Origin of the sequence: Xanthomonas bromi (assembly GCF_900092025.1) — a bacterium.
In the GTDB taxonomy this organism is placed as follows: domain Bacteria; phylum Pseudomonadota; class Gammaproteobacteria; order Xanthomonadales; family Xanthomonadaceae; genus Xanthomonas; species Xanthomonas bromi.
Genome location: NZ_FLTX01000041.1, coordinates 73,434 through 87,632, shown reverse-complemented (window position 1 = coordinate 87,632; position 14,199 = coordinate 73,434). Strand labels below are relative to the sequence as shown.

Sequence of the window (14,199 nt, the reverse complement as noted above, 5' to 3'; positions counted from 1 at the left end):
GGCACCAAGCGTTCAGTCTGTATCGCCTTCGCTACCGGTTTGTTCGGCGTCGGACGCAGGAGGCATGCAACCGGCATGCCACGCAGTGCCCGGCAGCAATTGCCACTGATTGCGGTTGGACTCGCCGATATCGATACGCTGCGCTGGATCGATACACGCCGGTACCGCCTGCTTGAGCACGAACAGCCAGCGGGTGTGCGGCGCTTGCGCGAGCCACGGGCCGGCCTTGGCCCATTGCGCCTGCCTGCTCGCCTTGAAGCCGAAGTCGGTCACCGGGCGATCGGCCTGCAGCAGGTTCTGTTCGCGCCAGGCCAGCATGCCCAGCTCTGCGTCCGGGCCGATGCGCTGGCCCACCCGCTGCATCAAACGCGCGGACGAACTGTACGGATCCAGCGCCGGCATCAAACCCAGGCCGTACACGGTCCACAGCGCGGCGGTCATCATCACCAACGCGGTGCCCGCGCGTGTGCCGCGCGACCATGCAAGTGCGGCCAGGCCGACCATCCCCAGGCCGATCAACCAGATGCCCACCGACTGCAGCGAGACAGGCTCCATACCGCGCTTTACTGCGGTGTTTTCGGCCCAGTGCAGATGCAGCGCAATGCCGCCGCCCAGCGCCAGGCCGGCGACTGCAAGCAGCAGCACATACCCGCTCAGCAGCACCCGCACGCCGCGCTGGCGTAACAGCCCGGCCAGCAACGGCGCCGCCGCAATGCACAGCGCCGGCAGCATCGGGAAGATGTAGACCTCGCGCTTGCCCGGGCTGGCGCTGAAGAACAGCAGCACCAACACGCTCCAGGCCAGCAACAGCACATAGCGTGGGTCGCCGCGCCGCAGCCGTCGCCACCAGGCCGGCAGCAACCACGGCAACAACAGGCAGCCGGGCAGCCACAGGGTGGCGATCACCTGCAGGTAGTACCAGAACGGTTTGACGTGATGCCAGGCGTGCGCATAGCGCGTGCCGGTCTGCTTGAACAACAGTTCGTGCGCGTAGGCATGCAGCTGCGGGTTGTCGCTGTGCAGTAACGCAATGCACAGCGGCGCCAACCACACGGCGGTGCCTGCTACGAAGGCTGGCAGCACCAGCAACCCGCTGCGTCCCGCCTGCGCACGCGCCGGCAGCACGCTCCAATGTGGGCGTCGCAGCGCCATCCATGGCAACAACAGCAGCAGCGGCAGAAAGCCGACGCCCTTGGTCACCGTGCCGATGCCGGCAGCAAACAGGCCCAGCGTCCACGCGCGCCAGTCCGGCCCGCGCAGCAGGTGGCGCAGCATTCCCCACAACGACAGTGTGGTCAGCGCAACCAGCACCATGTCGATCTGGGCACGTTTGGCCATCAGGCCGAACTGCAGCACCGTGAACAAGGCCAGCACCGCATAGGCCGCCACGCGCCGATTCCACAGCCTGCGCGCGATATCCCAGGTCAGCCATAACGTGGCCAGCGCAGCCAGCAGCGACGGCAGCAGAAATGCCACCGGCCAGTGCGGTATCGCCTCGTAGGTCGCCGCCTGCAACCACATGAACACCGGTGGTTTTTCTGCGTACAACTCGCTGCCACGGTGCGGCAACAGCCACTCACCGGTCTCGACCATGGTGCGCGCGGCCAGCACGAAGCGCGGTTCGTCCGGCGGATTGGGCTGGCGCAGGCCCAGCCCGGCCAGCAGGCTGACGACGATCAACAGCACTGCGGCCAGCAGCATGCGCTGGCGGGATGGCGAGACAGAGTTGGCAGGCGACACGCGCACCCCCTGAGTAAATGCGGGCAGACACTATCTGGCAAGTAGGTCGGAAATTTGTCGGACCAGAGCGAACTTGATCGTGCGTTGCAGCGCAGGCGTCGTGACACGAGCGAAACCGATTGGAAGGCCGTGCCGGCGATACCGGTCGCGTTTGGCTGGCCTCGGTTAGGATGCGCACACCGTCCCTGCTGGGCCGCTCTGGAATCCCGCTCATGCGGCTGCTGGTCATTGAAGACAACCGCAATATGGTTGCCAACCTGTTCGACTACTTCGAAGCGCGCGGGCATACCCTGGACGCCGCGCCCGATGGCGTCACCGGCCTGCACCTGGCCACCACCCAACACTACGACGCGCTGATTCTGGACTGGATGATGCCGCGGATGGATGGCCCGGAAGTGTTGCGCCGGCTGCGTGAGCAACACCAGTCCGAACTGCCGGTGATCATGCTCACCGCCCGCGATGAGCTGCCGGACAAGATTGCCGGCTTCCGCGCTGGCGCCGACGATTACCTGACCAAACCCTTCGCGCTGCCCGAGCTGGAGGTGCGCATCGAAGCCTTGCTGGCGCGCGCGCATGGCCGTCGTCGCGGCAAGCTGCTGCAGGTGGCCGACCTGCGGCTGGACCTGGCCACGCTGGAAGCGACCCGCGCCGGCCAGGTGCTGCATCTGTATCCGGCCTGCCGCAAGCTGCTCGAAGTGCTGATGCAGGCTAGCCCGGCTGCGGTGACGCGGCAACGTCTGGAGCAATCGCTATGGGGCGACGACCCGCCCGATGGCGACATGCTGCGCTCGCATATCTATGAATTGCGCCGCAGCGTGGACGGTCCGTTCGCGCACAAACTGATCCACACCCTGCCGCGGCTCGGCTATCGGCTTGCGCAGCTTGATGCGACAGACGCGACAGACGCGACAGATGCGCAAGGCGCAGGCGACAGCAGCGATGTCTAAGCAGCGCCCGTTGGGTCGCCGCGTGCTGGTGTGGTTGTTCGGCTACACGTTGTTGATGACGCTGGCGGTGTTCGGCACGGCGCAGTACCTGCACGAACGCGCCGAACACGGCGTCTGGCGCTCGCTACTGAATTCCGAACTGGACAGCATTCTCGAGCGCAGCGCGCAGAATCCGGATTACCGCTGGCAGGACTCGGACACCTTGCGGCTGTACCGCATCGATGACGTCGCGCATACACCTCCCGCGTTGCGCACCCTGCATCCCGGCTTGCACGACGGCCTGGAGATCGCCGGCCACCAGAGTGCCGTGATGGTGCGTGACACCGCGCATGCCGGCCGCCTGGCGCTTGTGCTGGACATCTCCGATTTCGAAGCGCTGGAAAAATTCCTGACCCGCTGGATGCTGGCCGCTGGCATCGCGCTGATCGGCATCACCTTGCTGATGGGCACCTACGCGATGGCCCGGTTGGTGCGCCCGCTGGTCGAACTGGCACGCGACATCGGCGCGTTGCGTCCGGAGCAGCGTGCGCAGCAGGTGGCGGTCGGGCCGCAGGGCAGCGCCGAGCTGTATGTGATTGCCGATGCGCTCAACAATTATCTCGAGCGCAACAGTCAGTTCGTCGACCGCGAGCGCGCCTTCATCGACAGCACCAGCCACGAATTGCGCACGCCCATCGCAGTGATCGGCAATGCGGTGGAACTGGCGCTGGACCAACCCAATACGCCGCCGGCGGTACGCCACCAGCTGCAGCGCATCGCGCAGACCAGTGCCTCGGTCGAACAGTTGATCACCTTGCTGCTGGTGCTGGCCAAGGACCCGGGCCGGCTGGTGCGCAGCAGCGATCCGTTGCGGCTGGATCAGCTGCTGCCGGACATCGTGGCCGACCACACGCACCTGTGTGCCGACAAGGATCTGCAACTGGTCGTGGACCCGCTGCCGCCGTGCAGTCTGGTCGCGCCGGTCGCCATCGTGCAGACCGCCATCGGCAACCTGCTGCGCAACGCCATCGAAAACAGCGACCGCGGCATCATCCGCATCGCGCTGTCCGTGCCCGGCGTCGTGCGCATCGCCGACCCGGGCCACGGCATGACGCCGGAGGAGATCAGTGCCATCTACATGCGCTTGGCACGCGGCAACGCGCGCCAGGGCAGCGGCATCGGGCTGGAACTGATCGGACGGTTATGCGAACACCTGGGCTGGCATCTGCAGCTGGATTCCAATGCAGGGCAGGGCACGGTGGCCACGCTGGATCTGTCCGGCGCCACTGCGAGGGCGCACTAAGGGCGAGCAACCAACCGACTGCGCTTACCGCCAGGCAGGCACGTCCGGGACTCGGTGCAGCATCAACCACGCGTCCATGGCGATTCCTGCGCGCGCCGTCCACGCCCACCTGACGACTGTTTGCCACGTGTTGTTCGCCGCGCTGACGCGCAGCCCGGGATCACCCCGGCAACAAGCCGCGTGCGTCCAACCAACTGCGTGCGTTCTCCGCATCCTGCTCGAACCAGGCGCGCGTGGAGCCCAGTCGATACGTATAGCCCCAGCGGTCCATGTCGGCCATCAGGCGCGCGCTGCCCACGCCGGGCAGTTGCTCGGCCAGCAGGATCTGCAGGTAACAGGTGGCATCTTCCTCATCCACCGAATCGGTGGCATCGGTATGCACCGCGGCGCGTTTTTCCGCAGGCAGCACGATCAGATGCCCGGCTTCGTGCAAGAGCGAATGCACTGGCGTGTCGTCGCGCACATACACATCGCAGCCGATGATGCCGGCCTCCGGTTCGCCCCAGAAACTGCCAGGGATCGCCGCGTCCGATGCCATACGGTGCAGGCGCAAACCGTAGCGCGCGAGCAGGGCGGCGGGTGCGTCCAGGCCGATATCGGCCACGCGCAGAACATCGGCAGAGGTGGGCGTTGCAGGAGTGGCGGTGGTCACGCGCAATGGCTCGCTGTCGGGTCACATGCAACAACGGCACCGTGCGAACGCGGTGCCGTTGGTTACGCTTACTTGTCGCCGTCTTCCGGCAGGGCGACGGTGATGTCGAGCACGTCGTGTTCGCCATCCTTGACCAGATCCACACGCACCGCATCGGCGTCGATGTTGACGTACTTCTTGATCACTTCCAGCAGTTCGCGTTGCATCAGCGGAAGGTAATCCGGTCCGCCGCGGTGATTGCGCTCCTGCGCAATGATGATCTGCAAGCGGTTCTTGGCCGTCTCGGCGGTGTTCTTCTTGCTCTTGAGAAAATCGAGCAGGCCCATGCTTACCCTCCGAACAGCTTGCTGAAGAAGCCTTTCTTCTCCACGGATGTGAATCGCATCGGGCGCTCCTCGCCCATGATGCGGGCGACTGCGTCGTCATACGCCTGGCCGGCGGGTGACTCGCCATCCAGGATCACCGGCTCGCCCTTGTTGGAGGCATTGAGCACGTCGCCGGATTCGGGAATCACGCCGATCGCCTTGAGCCCAAGCACTTCTTCCACGTCGGTGATGCTGAGCATCTCGCCGCCTTCCACGCGGCCCGGGCTGTAGCGGGTCAGCAGCAGGAACGCCGGCACGGTTTTGCCTTCCTCGGCCTTGCGGGTCTTGGAATCGAGCAGGCCGATGATGCGGTCCGAGTCGCGCACCGAAGACACTTCCGGATTGACCACCACCACCGCGCGGTCGGCGAAATACATCGACAGGAACGCGCCCTTTTCGATACCGGCCGGCGAATCGCAGACGATATAGTCGAAGCCGTCGGCGGCCAGGTCCTTGAGCACCTTCTCAACGCCTTCCTGGGTCAGCGCGTCCTTGTCGCGTGTCTGCGAGGCAGCCAGCACGTACAGGTTGTCGAAGCGCTTGTCCTTGATCAGCGACTGCTTGAGCGTGGCTTCGCCGTGCACGACATTGACGAAGTCGTACACCACGCGCCGCTCGCAGCCCATGATCAGGTCCAGGTTGCGCAGGCCGACGTCGAAGTCGATGACCGCAACTTTCTTGCCGCGCTTGGCCAGCCCGCAGGCCAGGCTTGCGCTGGTGGTGGTTTTGCCGACGCCGCCCTTGCCGGAGGTGACTACGATGATTTCAGCCAAAGGATTTCTCCGAATTATTTCTGTGGTTGGGCCGCGTCAATCAAGCGCAGCGATCTTGATCTGATCCTGCTCCAGCCAGACCTGGACGGCCTTGCCACGCAGGTCCATGGGAACATCGTCCAGCACCTTGTAGTGGCCAGCGATGGCAACCAGTTCGGCGTGGAAGTCGCGGCAGAAGATGCGCGCGTCAGGGTTGCCCTGCGCGCCGGCCAACGCGCGGCCACGCAGGGTACCGTAGATATGGATGCTGCCGTCGGCGATGACCTCCGCTCCGGCACCGACCGTACTGAGGACAGTCAGGTCGCAGTTCTCCGCGTACAGCTGCTGGCCCGAACGCACTGCCGTGCGTTGCATGCGGCCAGGCGCCGGGCGCACGGCCGGCGGCGCCGGTTCTGCGCGCGCAGAAGGCGGTGGCGGCGGGCTGACCGCGACTGGCTCGTACTGGGCGCGAAATTTCGCCAGTAGCGGCACGCCCAACTGCTGGGACAGCAGGTCGATTTCGCTGGTGCCGTAGGCCAGCGCGACCGGCAGCACGCCAGCCTCGCGCAAACCATCCAGCAGCGCCTTGGCGGTGGCCATGTCCGGCACCTGCGACAGCCCGCCAAAATCCAGGATCACCGCCGCACGGCCGAACAACTTGGGCGCGCGGGTCACGCGCTCGCGCATTTCCTGCACCAGCCGCGGCACGTCCAGCGTGCGCACGCGCAGGTTGGCGATACCCACCTGGCCGATCTTGAGTTCGCCGGCCTGTTCAAAATCCACATTCACACTTGCCACGACTCAACTCTCCGTCGATGGGTTGGCGGTGGCGGCGGCATGACGCGGCCGGCCCACCCATGGCAAGTCTTCGGGCAACTTGCCGCCGTAGGTCTCTTTGACCCACGGATAGCTGCACATGTCTTTCATCAGCATGCTGGCGCGCACTTCCACATCGGCCATGGTGTTCTGGCCGACCTCGCGGAAGCCGAAGCTGCCATGGAACAGCAAGGCGGCATCGGCGCCGTGGTCCAGGAACACCTCGCAGGCCAGCTGCGGGTAACGCAGTTCGGTATAGCTCTGCACATCGGCATAGAACGCCCGCCCGACGCCACCGCCGCGGCGGCGGCTGGCGACCACGATGCGGTCGATGTAGAAGAATTCCGGATGACGGTCCCGGAACCAGGCGAAATTGCTGCTGTCGTGGGCACTGCCGCTTCCGAACCCGACCAGAAACCCGGCCAGGTTGCCGTCGCGCTCGGCGACGCGGAAATACTCGGCCTGCTCGTAGAAACGTTGCAGCTTGGTTGAATCCAGCGGCAGGATCGCCAGTCCGGCATTGTTGTTCAGGGCCAGGACGGAATCGAGCTCGTGCTCGCGCACGTCGCGGATGACGATCGACATTGGGACTCCGTGGGGTAACGCGTCGACCCGAAATCGGATCTGCGTCGGATTATTACATGCGTGGCCTGAAGCGGCGACCCGGCGCGCACGATCCGCCCGGCGTGCATCGCCTCCTTGAGGCGTGCCATTGGACTGCCCCGACATCCGCCACGCACGCAAGCATGCACCGGCAGGCATGCATGACTTCCGGCAAGAGGGCAGCGCGCTCGCTTACGCCTAAGATGCGGACATGTTGGGATACCTCAGTCATACGCGCGTCCTGCGCTTCGCCGGCCTGTTCACCTGGGCGATGATCGTCATGCCGTTGGTGTACACCTACTGGCCACCCGCCGAAGAGGGCGACCACCGTAGCGTGGCCGAGGCGGTGATGATGTCGGCGTTTTTCATCGGCTTCGGCGCCAGCTACTTCTGGCTGACCCGCGGGTTGAACAGCGGCGGTCACGCGCACTGGTACGACCGGCTGATCCTGTTGCTGCTCACCATCTGCGCGCTGGCGGTGAGCTATCTGAGCGGAACCGGGCTCGGCAGCATCCTGATGATGGTGGCGGCGGGGGTGATCCCGTGGCTGCTGCCGCTACGCGTGGGCGTGCTGTGGCTGGTGCTGAGCCAGCTGGCGGTGTTGCCGGTGTTCTACTACCTGCGCCCGGACTTCACCCTGTTCGCGGCGCTGATGCAGTCGCTGTTGTACGGCGGCTTTTCGATGTTCATCTTCGTCACCAGCCTGGTCGCGCGCCAGCAGACCGATGCGCGCGAAGAACAGCGCCGGCTCAACGCCGAGCTGCGCGCCACCCGCGCGCTGTTGGCCGAAAGCGCACGCATCAACGAGCGCACCCGCATCGCGCGCGAGCTGCACGACCTGCTCGGCCACCACCTCACCGCGCTCAGTCTCAACCTGGAAGTGGCAGGCCACATCACCGAGGGCCAGGCCCAGGAACACGTGCGCCAGGCACATACGCTGGCCAAGTTGTTGCTCACCGATGTGCGCGAAGCGGTCAGCCAATTGCGCGACAGCGGCGCCATCGACCTGGAAGCGGCGCTGCGCCCGCTGGTGACCCAGGTGCCGTCGCTGGATATCCACCTGGATATCGCCCAGCCGCTGACCCTGGACGACCCGGAGCGGGCGCACGTGCTGTTGCGCTGCACCCAGGAAATCATCACCAATGCGGTGCGCCATGCCGGCGCGCGCAACCTGTGGATCCAGGTGCGCCGCGATGCCGATACGGTGCTGATCGACGCCCGCGACGACGGCCACGGCGCCGATGCGGTCGCACCCGGCAACGGGCTGCGCGGCATGCGCGAGCGGCTGAACCAGTATGGTGGGCAGCTCGAGATTCAGACCCGGCGGGGTGACGGCTTCGGCCTGCGCATCGCTGTTCCAGGCGCGCCGGTACTGATGCCGGCAGCCGTGACTCAAGGAGTGTTGTGATGATCCGTGTGTGCCTGGTCGACGATCAAACCCTGGTGCGCCAGGGGATCCGCTCGTTGTTGGCGCTGGACGACGGCATCGAAGTGGTGGCCGAAGCCTCCGACGGCAAGCAGGCGGTGGAGCAGATTCCGCAGATCCAGCCGGACGTGGTGCTGATGGACATGCGCATGCCGGTGATGTCCGGCCTGGAAGCGCTGCAGATGCTCTCGCGCAACGGCACGCTGCCGCCGACCATCATCCTGACCACCTTCGACGACGACCAGCTGGTGCTGGCCGGGCTCAAGGCCGGTGCCAAGGGCTACCTGCTCAAGGATGTGTCGCTGGAACAGCTGGTCGGGGCCATCCGCACCGTGGCCGATGGCGGTTCGCTGGTGCAGCCGGCGGTAACCCAGCGCCTGCTCTCGGGCCTGGAGCACATGCGTAACGAGTTCGTCAGCCTGGACCGGCCCGATCCGCTCACCGACCGCGAGACCGAGATCCTGCGGCTGATGGCGAGCGGCTTTTCCAACAAGGAAATCGCCAATTCCCTGGGCGTGGCCGAAGGCACCATCAAGAACCACGTCTCCAACATTCTTTCCAAGCTCGGTGTGCGCGACCGCACCCGCGCGGTGCTGAAGGCGTTCGAGTTGCAGTTGGTGTGAGGTTGGCGCGGCGCCGCCGACCTCGACGCTGTGCTCGCCCGCGGCAGGGGGGCATCGCATTCAGATCCCGCAACGCTGTTCGAACCGCGCGACGGGCCATGCGATGCCGCACGGCAACCACAGCATCACACGCACGCAGCGTGCGATGTGCATGATAGCGGCGCGCCATCGCCCAAACCCTTGTGCAGGTTGGGATTGCGCATCCCCCACGCGCCGCGTTGCGCGGTGAATGACACCGCAAGACCGCGCTATCCGTCGCACAACTGAACATCTTTCTCGAAGCCTGCTAGGATGGCGGCTTCGCTTCACTCAACCCGGCCGTGGGATCGGCCCCGGAGACCTCCTGAATGACCCGTATTATCGAGTTCCTGATCGCCTTGGGGATCGTGGCTGGCTTGTTTGTCGTGGTGGGCTTGGTGTTGCCCTCGGAGCGGCAGATGTCCGAGAGTGTTGAGACCAACCGCAGAATGACGATTGTTTACGACACCGTGAACAGCTTCCGTCGTTTCAAGGATTGGAACCCGCTCGTGCTGCGTGACCCGAAGATCCAGCTGAAGCTGGCCGGCCCGGAAGAGGGCAAGGGTGCACGCGTCGAGTACAGCTCCACCGAGGGCTATATCGGCAACGGCAGCTGGGAAATCAAGAACACCGTCAAGAACGAGCGTGTCGAGATCGCGATCGAAGATCCCACCAAGGGCTACGACAAGGTCACCAATTTCACCCTGGTGCCGACCGGCAAGAACAACAAGAACGTCAAGATCACCCAGGACTACAGCGTAAAGTACGGCTGGAACCTGTTCGGCCGTTACGCCGGCCTGTACGTCAGCCGCCACGTGGGCGACGACCTGAAATTGGGTCTGTCGCGTCTGGCGACCGCATTGGCCACCGTGCCGAACTTCGACTACCGCGCCGAGCTTGACGGCAAGCCGGTGTTGAGCGACCTCAAGATCGTCGATGTGCCGGCCGAGGACCTGTTGGTCGTCACCGCGGGCAACATCGATCGTGACAACGAGACGATCAAGAAGTCGATCAAGGACGACCAGGAGTGGATCAAGCGCGTCATGGACGCCAATGGTCTTGAGGCTGTTGGTCCGGTGCGCATCGTGACCACCGACTTCGCGTCCGACAAGTATGCGTTCGACGTGGTGCAGCCGGTGCGCAAGCGCGCTGGCGGCGCTCCGAAGACCGACGCCAAGGCAGACACTGCCAAGGCCGACGCCAAGAAGGACGATTCCAAGAAGAAGGACGACGCTGTTGCGGCACCGGTCGATGCAACGCCGGTGGCTGCAACGGGCGATGAGCTGAAGCTCAACATCCCGTCCGAAGCACCGGTGAAGTACCAGCGGGTTCCGGCGCATCGTTCGGCATTTGCGACCTATGCAGGTCACATGGCCGGTCTGGATGCAGTGCGTAACTCGCTGCGTGCATGGGCTGCCACCAGTGGCATGGATGTGACCGAACGTCCGTACGAAGCCTGGAAGGGCGGTGTGGACAAGTCGTTCACCCAGGACGGTACGTACGACGTCTACTGGGCCATCAAGTAATCGTCTCACCACGATGACGTGATCCAGACGAAAACGCGCCGCAGTCCTGCGGCGCGTTTTTTTTTGCGCTGCGGCGCTGCCATGGAAGTTGCCTGCATGTCTTTGCTCGATCGTCGTAAGAAACACCCCTCGCTTCTGGCGTTCTGCGGCGGCCTGTTGGCCGCGATTGCCGTCGGTCTCTCGGCCTACGCCTCGCACGGCGTGGCCGATGCATTGGTGCAGTCGCGGCTGCAGCTGGCATCGCTGTATGCATTCGGCCATGGCGCGGTGCTCACCGTGCTGGGCGCGACCGAAACGCGTGTCCTTGGCCGGGTGGGTTTGTACCTGCTCTTGCTCGGCACCTTGCTGTTCGCCGGTAGCCTGGTCGGCGGCGCGTTGCTGCACTGGCCGACCAGCCTGGCGCCGGTCGGTGGAGTCGGCCTGATGCTGGGTTGGGTGGTGCTGGCGCTCGGCGCCTTGAGGCGCTGAGCATGCCGCGCCACGCCCGCGGATTCGATGTGGAGGATGCATTCGCGCAGTTGTCCCGGCGCGATCGCGCGCTGGGTGCCTGGATGAAGCGCATCGGCCCAATCCCCCCGCAGCCGGGCTGGCGCAAACCGTTCGACCCGGTGGATGCGCTGGCGCGCGCGATCCTGTTCCAGCAGCTTAGCGGGAAGGCTGCGTCTACCATCGTGGCGCGGGTGGAGGTGGCGATCGGCGCAAGCCGGTTGCATGCCGACACGCTCGGTCGTGTCGATGACGCGGCATTGCGTGCCTGCGGCGTGTCCGGCAACAAGGCGCTGGCGCTGCGCGATCTGGCGCGGCGCGAAGCGCTGGGTGAAATCCCCTCGCTGCGCAAACTCGCTTTCATGGAGGACGACGCCATCGTCGAGGCGTTGGTGCCGGTACGCGGCATCGGCCGCTGGACGGTGGAAATGATGCTGATGTTCCGCCTGGGTCGCCCCGATCTGCTGCCCATCGATGACCTGGGCGTGCGTAAAGGTGCGCAGCGCGTGGACAAGCAAGCGCGGATGCCCACACCCAAGGAACTGGCCGCACGCGGCGAGCGCTGGGGCCCGTACCGCACCTACGCCGCGTTTTATCTATGGAAGATCGCCGACTTCAGCGTGGCCGCCAAGGTGCCCACGCCGCGCTCGCAAGAGTAGCCGCTGCGCGACCTGGTTTCGGTGGTGGGCGTGGCTTACAGCGCCGACCAGCGCCAATGCCACGGCTCGTAGACGATGCCGTACGGGTTGTCGCGTGGATAACTCATGCCGAAGCCGAACCGGCCGGCATGCCTGTGCAACCAGGCGAACGCTGCAGTCGCCTCGAAGGATTCTTCTGCCGGCGGTTCGCCGGGCGTGCCGATATCCAGCGCATCGCCGCTGTGATGCTCGCTGAAGCCGGGCGCCGCGTTCACTGCCAGGATCTGCGTCAGGCTCAGTCCGCGTGCGAACTTGCGTTCGAAAATGCCCAGCTGGTAATCGTGGCTGCGATAGCCGGAGATCGCCTCCAGCAAGACATTGTCGTGGGCGGCGGCGCTGCGCATCTGTCGCCAGGCGCGAGCGGCGCCTGCGCTGAGCCACAACGGACGTCGGTAGCGATCGTGCCCGGCGGCATGCAGCGTTGCCGGTTCGGCATGGATCGACAGCGTGGTGGCGCGGGCATAGTCCGCTGCATCCAGGCCGAGTGTGGCCAGGCGCTCGTGCAATGCGTTCAATGGAAGCGGCCGGGCATCGACGCAGCAACGGCGTTCGGGCAGTGCGTGGAGACGATCCAGCGCCGCGCGGATGCCGGGTTCGTGCATCAGGCGCGGCACCAGGGGCTGCACGTGGTGCGCGGTCGCGGTGGCGAGATAGCGGCCGTCGCGCTTGCGTCGCAGCAGCCAGGTCGCCTGAGCGAGTCGGCGCGCATCGGCGTTGCTGCGCGCGCGCAACAGCGCGGCCGGCACCAGTTCGATGCATTCGGTATTGAGCAGATGGGCAGGAGTGGGGTGCATGCGTACAGGGTAGGCCCAAGCGCGGCGTGCGGCCAGACGCCATGTCTGCGTCGCTGCGCGCCGTTGGTATCGTCGGGTCGCCACACCTGGCCGCCGCTGCCCGGGTGAAGGTAGCGGCGCTCGTGTGCCGGTGAATGCGGCTTCGAAGCGTGGCCACGTCTGCGGCGCCTATGCCGCATGACAAGCGCGGGGAGGCTGTTACGGCCGATCAGCGCTGCGCGTCAATCCACTGTGCGGTGTCGGCGATCAGCTCGGTGGCGACATGTCCGGCGCGGCCATACTCGCGCGGGTCGGCGACGCCGCTACCGACGATGCCGAGGTGGTTGAGTTGCGCATAGCGATGCATGGTCGCGCGTGGGTCCTCGCCCAATGCCTGCTGCCAGCGCTGCCAGTCGGGTGCGGTGACCTGGAAGTCGCGTTCGCCCTGCAGCCACAGCACGGGCACGTGCAGCGCGCGCACGTCGGCGACCGGATCGACGGCGTCGAACGTGCGCCAATAGACGGCCGGCATGTCCAGCGGCGAATCGCTGCGGGCGACTGCGCCATCGCCGCGCACCTTGGCGATGCGCCGTTCGATCTCGGCCAGGCGCGCCTGCCCCTGCGCCGAGGGGGCGCCCTCCAGGCTGAGCAGGTAGCGGTTCTGATCGAGCAGCAGATCCAGTAGCGGACGTGCCGGTGCCGCCCACAGGATACTCCCGGCCGCCTTGCCGGAGAGACGCGCGATACGGGCGGCGAGCATGCCGCCCTGGCTATGGCCCATCACGAGATGCGCTTGGGATCGATGCCTGGCGCGCATGCCAGTGTGGCGATGGCGACGACTGCGTCGTTGGTGGTTTCGTCGTCCATGGTGAAGCCATCATCCATGCGCCCAGCGAAGCTCTCGGGCAACGCATAGGTGCGCTTGTCGTAGCGCAGCACCGCGATTCCCTGCGCGGCCAGGCCGCGGGCCACATCCAGGAATGGCCGGTTCGGCCCGATCGTCTCGTCGCGGTCCTGGGGGCCGGAGCCTTGCACCAACACCACCGCCGGAAATGGCCCCTTGCCTGCCGGTAGCGCCAGGGTGCCCGGCAACGGGCCCACCGCCAGTGCGTGCTCCGCGAAGCCGGCATCGGCTGCGGGTGGTGGCGGCGGTGCTGCCGCAGCGGGAGTGAGCAGCAGACCAGCGATCTTCCCGTCGCGGTCGATCGAAGCGTGCGCCAGCAGCGCACCATGCTCGAATTCCAGGCGCTGCTCGATCAGCGTCAGCCCGTTCTGCTGCCGTTCGTTGACTGGCCCACGCGCTTGCAGGGAGCCAAACTGTCTGGACAGCGCATGCCACGCATCGGCAAGCCTGGCGCTTGGCAGCGTTGCAGCCAGCGCAGGAGTGAAGGCGGTTTCGGCAGCGTCGATATCGCCGGCCTGCAGGCGGTCCATCAATAAGGTGAGCGCCTGCTGCGGCGAAGCGGCCAGCGCGCTGGCCGACACCACCACG

Annotated in this window: 16 protein-coding genes and 1 other RNA gene; 8 read left to right on the top strand and 9 right to left on the bottom strand. The window is 65.8% G+C overall.

Annotated elements, in window-relative coordinates; genetic code table 11:
• Positions 1 to 12: 12 nt before the first annotated feature.
• Entirely contained in the window at positions 13 to 1,746 is a 1,734-nt protein-coding gene (locus tag XBLMG947_RS13860) for an ArnT family glycosyltransferase (RefSeq protein ID WP_065469248.1), read from the bottom strand.
• Positions 1,747 to 1,952: 206 nt separating this feature from the next.
• On the opposite strand from XBLMG947_RS13860, the gene XBLMG947_RS13855 reads away from it, so the two are divergent.
• From XBLMG947_RS13855 to XBLMG947_RS13845, 3 genes are all read left to right on the top strand, one after another.
• A complete protein-coding gene (locus XBLMG947_RS13855; protein ID WP_065469247.1) occupies positions 1,953 to 2,687 on the top strand; it encodes a response regulator transcription factor in 735 nt (244 codons plus the stop codon).
• Positions 2,653 to 3,969 carry a sensor histidine kinase gene (locus XBLMG947_RS13850; RefSeq protein ID WP_181093253.1) on the top strand — a complete coding sequence of 439 codons (1,317 nt, stop codon included), beginning with the start codon at positions 2,653 to 2,655 and terminating at the stop codon, positions 3,967 to 3,969. Before XBLMG947_RS13855 ends, XBLMG947_RS13850 begins: the two co-directional genes overlap by 35 nt.
• A 61-nt stretch (positions 3,970 to 4,030) precedes the next feature.
• A non-coding RNA gene (locus XBLMG947_RS13845) (sX9 sRNA) lies at positions 4,031 to 4,108 on the top strand.
• 21 nt (positions 4,109 to 4,129) lie between these two features.
• On the opposite strand, the gene XBLMG947_RS13840 is transcribed toward XBLMG947_RS13845, so the two are convergent.
• The 5 genes from XBLMG947_RS13840 to XBLMG947_RS13820 form a co-directional block, all read right to left on the bottom strand.
• Positions 4,130 to 4,621, bottom strand: coding sequence for a hypothetical protein (locus tag XBLMG947_RS13840; protein WP_065469265.1), 492 nt, complete (start codon positions 4,619 to 4,621; stop codon positions 4,130 to 4,132).
• A 68-nt stretch (positions 4,622 to 4,689) separates the two neighbouring features.
• Complete coding sequence (gene minE / locus XBLMG947_RS13835) at positions 4,690 to 4,947, bottom strand: cell division topological specificity factor MinE (protein WP_011036323.1); 258 nt, start codon at positions 4,945 to 4,947, stop codon at positions 4,690 to 4,692.
• A 2-nt stretch (positions 4,948 to 4,949) separates the two neighbouring features.
• Positions 4,950 to 5,759 (bottom strand): septum site-determining protein MinD, encoded by an 810-nt coding sequence (gene minD / locus XBLMG947_RS13830; protein ID WP_065469246.1) that lies wholly within the window; start codon positions 5,757 to 5,759, stop codon positions 4,950 to 4,952.
• Positions 5,760 to 5,795: 36 nt separating this feature from the next.
• Positions 5,796 to 6,536 (bottom strand): septum site-determining protein MinC, encoded by a 741-nt coding sequence (minC, locus tag XBLMG947_RS13825; RefSeq protein ID WP_065469245.1) that lies wholly within the window; start codon positions 6,534 to 6,536, stop codon positions 5,796 to 5,798.
• A gap of 3 nt (positions 6,537 to 6,539) precedes the next feature.
• Positions 6,540 to 7,139: a GNAT family N-acetyltransferase gene (locus tag XBLMG947_RS13820; protein ID WP_065469244.1), complete on the bottom strand. Its 600-nt coding sequence runs from the start codon at positions 7,137 to 7,139 to the stop codon at positions 6,540 to 6,542.
• Between the two features lie 229 nt (positions 7,140 to 7,368).
• Here XBLMG947_RS13820 and XBLMG947_RS13815 point away from each other — a divergent pair, with 229 nt between their 5' ends.
• The 5 genes from XBLMG947_RS13815 to XBLMG947_RS13795 all read left to right on the top strand — a co-directional run bounded on the left by XBLMG947_RS13815 (position 7,369) and on the right by XBLMG947_RS13795 (position 11,895).
• A complete protein-coding gene (locus XBLMG947_RS13815; RefSeq protein ID WP_065469243.1) occupies positions 7,369 to 8,565 on the top strand; it encodes a sensor histidine kinase in 1,197 nt (398 codons plus the stop codon).
• Positions 8,565 to 9,206, top strand: a complete 642-nt coding sequence (locus tag XBLMG947_RS13810; protein WP_010371538.1) for a response regulator — start codon at positions 8,565 to 8,567, stop codon at positions 9,204 to 9,206. The genes XBLMG947_RS13815 and XBLMG947_RS13810 overlap by 1 nt, the downstream gene beginning before the upstream one ends.
• A gap of 347 nt (positions 9,207 to 9,553) precedes the next feature.
• Positions 9,554 to 10,750: a polyketide cyclase gene (locus tag XBLMG947_RS13805; RefSeq protein WP_065469242.1), complete on the top strand. Its 1,197-nt coding sequence runs from the start codon at positions 9,554 to 9,556 to the stop codon at positions 10,748 to 10,750.
• An 81-nt stretch (positions 10,751 to 10,831) separates the two neighbouring features.
• Positions 10,832 to 11,218, top strand: coding sequence for a DUF423 domain-containing protein (locus XBLMG947_RS13800; protein WP_065469241.1), 387 nt, complete (start codon positions 10,832 to 10,834; stop codon positions 11,216 to 11,218).
• Positions 11,219 to 11,220: 2 nt separating this feature from the next.
• Positions 11,221 to 11,895 carry a DNA-3-methyladenine glycosylase family protein gene (locus tag XBLMG947_RS13795; RefSeq protein WP_065469240.1) on the top strand — a complete coding sequence of 225 codons (675 nt, stop codon included), beginning with the start codon at positions 11,221 to 11,223 and terminating at the stop codon, positions 11,893 to 11,895.
• Positions 11,896 to 11,930: 35 nt separating this feature from the next.
• On the opposite strand, the gene XBLMG947_RS13790 is transcribed toward XBLMG947_RS13795, so the two are convergent.
• From XBLMG947_RS13790 to XBLMG947_RS23675, 3 genes are all read right to left on the bottom strand, one after another.
• Entirely contained in the window at positions 11,931 to 12,728 is a 798-nt protein-coding gene (locus tag XBLMG947_RS13790) for a M15 family metallopeptidase (protein ID WP_065469239.1), read from the bottom strand.
• A 208-nt stretch (positions 12,729 to 12,936) separates the two neighbouring features.
• A complete protein-coding gene (locus tag XBLMG947_RS23680; RefSeq protein ID WP_245228196.1) occupies positions 12,937 to 13,488 on the bottom strand; it encodes an alpha/beta hydrolase family protein in 552 nt (183 codons plus the stop codon).
• Positions 13,488 to 14,195 carry an alpha/beta hydrolase gene (locus XBLMG947_RS23675; RefSeq protein WP_245228194.1) on the bottom strand — a complete coding sequence of 236 codons (708 nt, stop codon included), beginning with the start codon at positions 14,193 to 14,195 and terminating at the stop codon, positions 13,488 to 13,490. Before XBLMG947_RS23675 ends, XBLMG947_RS23680 begins: the two co-directional genes overlap by 1 nt.
• Positions 14,196 to 14,199: the final 4 nt, after the last annotated feature.

What these genes read in the sequence shown, in the direction of transcription:
- XBLMG947_RS13855 (WP_065469247.1), top strand. Translation starts at nt 1,953, where the DNA reads ATGCGGCTGCTGGTCATTGAAGACAACCGCAATATGGTTGCCAACCTG.
- XBLMG947_RS13850 (WP_181093253.1), top strand. Translation starts at nt 2,653, where the DNA reads ATGCGCAAGGCGCAGGCGACAGCAGCGATGTCTAAGCAGCGCCCGTTG.
- minE (WP_011036323.1), bottom strand. Translation starts at nt 4,947, where the DNA reads ATGGGCCTGCTCGATTTTCTCAAGAGCAAGAAGAACACCGCCGAGACG.
- XBLMG947_RS13820 (WP_065469244.1), bottom strand. Translation starts at nt 7,139, where the DNA reads ATGTCGATCGTCATCCGCGACGTGCGCGAGCACGAGCTCGATTCCGTC.
- XBLMG947_RS13815 (WP_065469243.1), top strand. Translation starts at nt 7,369, where the DNA reads ATGTTGGGATACCTCAGTCATACGCGCGTCCTGCGCTTCGCCGGCCTG.
- XBLMG947_RS13810 (WP_010371538.1), top strand. Translation starts at nt 8,565, where the DNA reads ATGATCCGTGTGTGCCTGGTCGACGATCAAACCCTGGTGCGCCAGGGG.
- XBLMG947_RS13805 (WP_065469242.1), top strand. Translation starts at nt 9,554, where the DNA reads ATGACCCGTATTATCGAGTTCCTGATCGCCTTGGGGATCGTGGCTGGC.
- XBLMG947_RS13800 (WP_065469241.1), top strand. Translation starts at nt 10,832, where the DNA reads ATGGAAGTTGCCTGCATGTCTTTGCTCGATCGTCGTAAGAAACACCCC.
- XBLMG947_RS13795 (WP_065469240.1), top strand. Translation starts at nt 11,221, where the DNA reads ATGCCGCGCCACGCCCGCGGATTCGATGTGGAGGATGCATTCGCGCAG.
- XBLMG947_RS13790 (WP_065469239.1), bottom strand. Translation starts at nt 12,728, where the DNA reads ATGCACCCCACTCCTGCCCATCTGCTCAATACCGAATGCATCGAACTG.
- XBLMG947_RS23680 (WP_245228196.1), bottom strand. Translation starts at nt 13,488, where the DNA reads ATGGGCCATAGCCAGGGCGGCATGCTCGCCGCCCGTATCGCGCGTCTC.